The organism is Sporocytophaga sp., assembly GCF_017745095.1.
Taxonomy (GTDB): domain Bacteria; phylum Bacteroidota; class Bacteroidia; order Cytophagales; family Cytophagaceae; genus Sporocytophaga.
This window is the reverse complement of sequence record NZ_JAGHZZ010000046.1, coordinates 1-4,771: the sequence shown is the minus strand read 5'-3', so window position 1 is coordinate 4,771 and position 4,771 is coordinate 1. Positions and strand designations below refer to the sequence as shown.

Below are 4,771 nucleotides of genomic sequence, written 5' to 3'. Positions count from 1 at the left end.
GTTTGTAGCAATGGAAATCAGAATTCTCCCTGTACTATTATTATTCAAAATAACATTATCGGCAAATTTAAAATCTGTGCCTCCTATCAAAATATCCCCAGTACCTGTATTTGTAAAAGTTGCTTCCTTTTCAAAATATGCTGTAGCTCCACCCGAATTAGATCCTATACCTGTTTTGGTAAAGCTAGAAACTCCCTTGAAAATCCCACTTATAGCTAAACTGGGTGCAGAAGCTGTAACGTCTCCCCAAAACTCCGTTCCTCCTGCAAAACTAAGTAAGGCTGTACCATTTGAATTTAATGATATATTTTGAGGTGTGACTGCATCCTTCTGATTTAAGTTTCTTAAAGTTAGTGCTCCTGCATTAAAACCTTCTGCACTTATAGTCTTACCCATCGCCAGAATAGAAATCCCACCATTCCCCCCCATATTAATCCCCCCATTAGATGTATTCTTAAAAAGAATATTTCCATCATACTGACTTGTTCCTGTATGAGACACATATACTTGGGCTGATGTAGCATTCCAGAAGGTAACATCACCATAATAATGATCTCCTCCTCCAGAATAACTTATATTCATGCCCTGAGTACCTGAATTTTTGAAAGTCACTATATTAAATTCACTCCCCCCATTCCAATTATCATATGCTACAGTAGAATTTTTCTCGAAATAAGAAACACCTTTAAATTTAGATCCCCCATAAAGCATTATCCGAGGAGAAACAAGTGATAAATCTCCATTAAAGATTGTACCGTTACCAAAGGTTATTAAACTACTTCCTTCCAGATTAACATTTTGGGGAGTGCTTCCAAGTTGTTCAAATTTACCGAATGAAATGTTTCCGAAAGTGAATGTTCCAGGAAGTATGTTAATCTTTTTCCCTTCTGTCAAACTTACGGTTCCTATAGTGGATCCAATGACTATGGAAGCATTTGCATTATTTGATAATTCAATATCAGAATTTATTTGACAATTTCCGTTCAAAGAAAAATAGAAAGTTCCCCCAACTGCATTATTTGCTGATGAAATATTCACACTGACTTTTTTATTTATACCAGAAAAAACAGTAGAACTTCCTACACCTGACGACAGATAAATTCTACCTGTGTTCGTAAGATAAAAGTAAGTATTACCTTCAAAAGTTATAGGATATGTGGAATTTCCTAAAGACATATCCCCTACGCCTTTATTTCTTATATAAGTGTCGTTCTTGAACAATATAGGTTCATAATTTACGCTCTGAATATTTCCAGCACTGGGAAAGCAGGTAGTTATATCAGTAATACCTCTGAAAATACCACCTTGTAAAAGGACCTGAGTCGCCTGAACAATTAAATTTCCTGAAAAATCACTTCCCGTTTGTAAATAAAGATTATTGGCATTTGAATTACATGGAAATAATAATGTCTGAGCAGTGGTTCCTTCCTGAATAAAATTTTTCAAACCTAAATTTCCCGGAGAAAAACCAAGATCTCCAACAGAGATGGTCTTGCCATCTTTCAAATAGACTTTACCTGAACCAGAATAAACAGAGTAAATGGAACCGGCAGTAGAGTTCACCTCCACATTGCAATTAAAAGTAGTTGTGCCATTGTCTGCCATTCTTACAAAGCCGTTTGCGGTCCTAACTATCATCTTTGCTTTTGCAGATGGATTGGTAAAGTTAACAACAGAGTTAGTCGGGTATGCTAATATAATTTGACCAGCTGCTTTATTATCGAATGTTGAATTACCTCCAAAGGTTGCAGTGCCGTTTCCTACATAAATAATTCCAACATTATTATTTACAAATGTTGCATCACCAATATATTCATTAACACCTCCAAATGTCCAATAGCCATTTACATTGGTATTGTTAAAATTAAAATATGAAGCTTTCTGAAATATATTTCCCCCTAAGTTGGTAGAAGTGGAAGATGCGTTAAATGTAGCATCTTCTTTGAAATTTGCTCCATTTAATGTTAAAGTTGTTGCTGTTACAGTTATTGGTGAATCAAATGTTGAGACGGGACTTGTAACACCCGTTCCGGACAAAAAGGATATTTGTGCTGTTCCTCCAAGTATTATATTTTGAGGAGTTGATGATCCTTGCTGAATAAAATTTTTTAATGTGAGAATGCCGGCGGTAAAGCTATTAGCCGTAATTGTTTTAGTGTTGGAAAGTGTAGAAGTAATTAAACTAGTTGCTGTTGGATTTCCAAAATAAACTCCTGATCCAGTTGATTTTACTACTACATTTCCATTATATATGGTGTTATAGTTATAGGAAGCATTAATTAACCCTGTAGTTGAAATCAAGGTCAGATCATTATTAAATCGATCTTCACCTAAATCGGATAGCCTTAAGCCCGAAATTCCTGCTGATTCAAATGTTGTAGGACCATTGAATGTATTACCTCCAATGTTATAATAAGAGGATGTGTTAAAAACTTTTAATATTAGAGAAGCATTATTTCCAAAAATATTATTCTTAATGTTCAGGGCTGCAATGTTCCCGCTAATTGAGCAATTTACTGTAGCACCTGGTGAAGCCCCTCCTATTGTTAAGCCAATTGGCGTTACAGGTCCAGCAATAATTTGCCCTGTTCCATCAATCACCGTACCACTAAATATTCCAATATTTCCTGTAATGTTAATTGTAGAATTTATTGTTATAGAACCAGAAGTAACAGTAAAAGTACCAATCGTTTGATTTGAATTCAAAACCGGAGCTATTGAAGTTGTCCCAATCGTTATATTATCTGAAGATCTAAACACCACCTGATTACTACCATTGACAGGAATTGCAGTTGTCCCACTCCAATTTAAAGGATCTTCCCAACTTGAATTTGATGGATCGTTCCTCCAGGCAAAGTTGTCCGCTAATAAAACATTAGAAAACAAAACCAAAGAAATCAGGATTAGAATTCTCTTCAAAAAAATAGCCCAGGGTAACATTTATTTGATACTTGTAGTAATTAAAAAAAACTTTTACTCTTTTAAAATTTTGTATTTATCTAATCTAAAATTATGGATTAATATTTAATCTCTACCACCAACTTTTCAACAACTAAGATATTCTGATGTAATATTTACAAAATTTCTCACATTATTTATCTACTTCAGCAAGGAATCATCAAAGATTAAAACACTCCGATGTCTGTCTAACTCAAGAACTTTCAATTATTCTTATACTCAAACTTCAAGTAAGACTTTCTATTCTTTTCATCAGTCACTTCAAGGATATATAGCTTTCCATCAATCAAACCAAAAGTTTGTAATTCGATGCTTTCATAGTTCTGACCGTAGTTCGTATTTATGACACCTGAGCCTTTAGTTACTGAAGGGTTAGAATAAATTATATATTTTAGTGAACCTACGTCTTTATATTGCTCCAGAAATCTGAAATTTATTTTTTGACCTTTTACAGGATAAATGCTCCCATCCATCTTATTCGAAAGTATTCCAAAGATGGCCTCATCAAATGGCACATAACCTAATGTATAGTATCCTGAAGTAAATGGAGCATTGGAAGAAATAGAACCATTAGATCCATCAACTACTTTATTGTTTGCACCAAAAAACTGCCATATATTATTTTTGTACTGAGCAATACTTATGTCTCTTGTGTTAATACCTTCACAACTAGAACTTGTCCATGGTATAGTTAGAGAAATATTAGAGCTACCTGTAACTCTTTGTACATTCCAGTATTGACATGAACTAACTCTTGATAAGGTATTATTTAATGTTGTAGCACTTGGAGGAGCTGTTGAAAATGCTTCCACTCTGATGTCTTCATTTGTTGATGGAGCAGAGATACTAAGAGGCATATACTTACCTCCACTTCCAACTGGAAAAGTGAAAGTTGTATTTCCAAATCTTCTCACGGTACCTTCAATATAACTTTGATCTGAAGCTCCGGTGATTGTTTGCGAATTACTCCCAAAACCAAAAGTATTCGTTGTTGAGGCTATAAAATTTCCTTTGATAAAGGCAACATTTCCCGTCACATTCAAAGGAACATTTAAAGTCACCTGATTGGCTGATTTATCAATCTTAACTCCTCCTCCTGTAAATAAGATATTCGAATAGTTACATGATATACTCTGAGGTTTATCTCCCATAAATGCACTTGTGCCTCCATTAGCACCGAAACCATCAGGAGCCTGGCCCGAAATAACATTGTAGGAAATATTCCCATAAAACTCCGAAGTCCCTGTCCTTGAAAGATAAATAGGTCCTGCACTGTTTTTATTTATAGTTAGATTCCCCTTATAATTATCTCCATTCACGCTAGCCAGCAATATACCATTGCTACCAGTGCTTGTTATTTGTAGATCTGATAAAAATGTATTTCCTCCATTAGATACTGCAAATCCGCCTGCATTATTCTTTGATGAAAGATTAACCGAACCATTGAACGTTGATCCATTTAAATTAAAATAACCGCAAGACGCTGTTATGTTGCTATAAAATGTATTGCCAGCCTCAAATATCAAACGTGCATTTTGCAAATCAAAATTTAAATCAGAACACCCCTCTTCCTGTTTTATTCCTTTAAAACTTAGAGTTCCACTATTAAAATTTGTCGCTGTAATATGGCTTGTTAGTAATAAATTTACTTGAATTCCCGAAAAATAAATTCCACCAGTAGATAAATTAGATACTTCTATATCACTATAAACATTGCAGCTCCCGGTATATCCAATATATATGCTACCTGTAAGAAGATTATTAGCCTTTATAACTTTTCCTACCCCATTAAAGCTTGTGACTTGGTTTGTAG

General features: G+C 34.5%; 1 protein-coding gene and 1 pseudogene. Both read right to left on the bottom strand.

The annotated features are described in order from the left end of the window. Positions 1-2,919 (bottom strand): hypothetical protein (locus J7604_RS26045; protein WP_293903255.1); only part of this gene is annotated, 2,919 nt, incomplete at its 3' end. Positions 2,920-3,161: 242 nt separating this feature from the next. Continuing rightward, a pseudogene (locus J7604_RS26040) lies at positions 3,162-4,771 on the bottom strand (hypothetical protein); the annotation flags it as partial.